Here is a 1,207-nt window from a genome sequence, read left to right on the forward strand (position 1 = left end):
TGAGCTGGGGGTGGCCGCAGAGACCAGCGAGAAGCGACTGTTTACTAAAAACACAGGTCCGTGCGAAGCCGTAAGGCGATGTATACGGACTGACGCCTGCCCGGTGCTGGAACGTTAAGGGGACCGGTTAGTGCGCTTTCGGGCGTGCGAAGCTGAGAACTTAAGCGCCAGTAAACGGCGGTGGTAACTATAACCATCCTAAGGTAGCGAAATTCCTTGTCGGGTAAGTTCCGACCTGCACGAATGGCGTAACGACTTCTCGACTGTCTCAACCATAGGCCCGGTGAAATTGCACTACGAGTAAAGATGCTCGTTTCGCGCAGAAGGACGGAAAGACCCCGGGACCTTTACTACAGTTTGATATTGGTGTTCGGTTCGGCTTGTGTAGGATAGGTGGGAGACTTTGAAGCGGGCACGCCAGTGTTCGTGGAGTCGCCGTTGAAATACCACTCTGGTCGTGCTGGATGTCTAACCTCGGTCCGTGATCCGGATCAGGGACAGTGTCTGATGGGTAGTTTAACTGGGGCGGTTGCCTCCCAAAGGGTAACGGAGGCGCCCAAAGGTTCCCTCAGCCTGGTTGGTAATCAGGTGTTGAGTGTAAGTGCACAAGGGAGCTTGACTGTGAGACCGACGGGTCGAGCAGGGACGAAAGTCGGGACTAGTGATCCGGCGGTGGCTTGTGGAAGCGCCGTCGCTCAACGGATAAAAGGTACCCCGGGGATAACAGGCTGATCTTCCCCAAGAGTCCATATCGACGGGATGGTTTGGCACCTCGATGTCGGCTCGTCGCATCCTGGGGCTGGAGTCGGTCCCAAGGGTTGGGCTGTTCGCCCATTAAAGCGGTACGCGAGCTGGGTTTAGAACGTCGTGAGACAGTTCGGTCCCTATCCTCTGTGCGCGTAGGAATATTGAGAAGGGCTGTCCCTAGTACGAGAGGACCGGGACGGACGAACCTCTGGTGTGCCAGTTGTCCTGCCAAGGGCATGGCTGGTTGGCTACGTTCGGAAAGGATAACCGCTGAAAGCATCTAAGCGGGAAGCCTGCTTCGAGATGAGTATTCCCACCCCCTTTGAGGGGTTAAGGCTCCCAGTAGACGACTGGGTTGATAGGCCAGATCTGGAAGCCCGGTAACGGGTGGAGGTGACTGGTACTAATAGGCCGAGGGCTTGTCCTCAGTTGCTCGCGTCCACTGTGTTGGTTCTGAAAC

The 1,207-nt window shown here is 56.2% G+C and carries 1 rRNA gene; it reads left to right on the forward strand.

From position 1 onward, the window contains the following. Positions 1–1,174, forward strand: a 23S ribosomal RNA gene (locus ACI2L3_RS40415); the annotation flags it as partial. Between the last annotated feature and the right edge of the window lie 33 nt (positions 1,175–1,207).

The sequence above is a fragment of the Streptomyces sp. NPDC029674 genome (genome assembly GCF_044903205.1).
Taxonomy (GTDB): domain Bacteria; phylum Actinomycetota; class Actinomycetes; order Streptomycetales; family Streptomycetaceae; genus Streptomyces.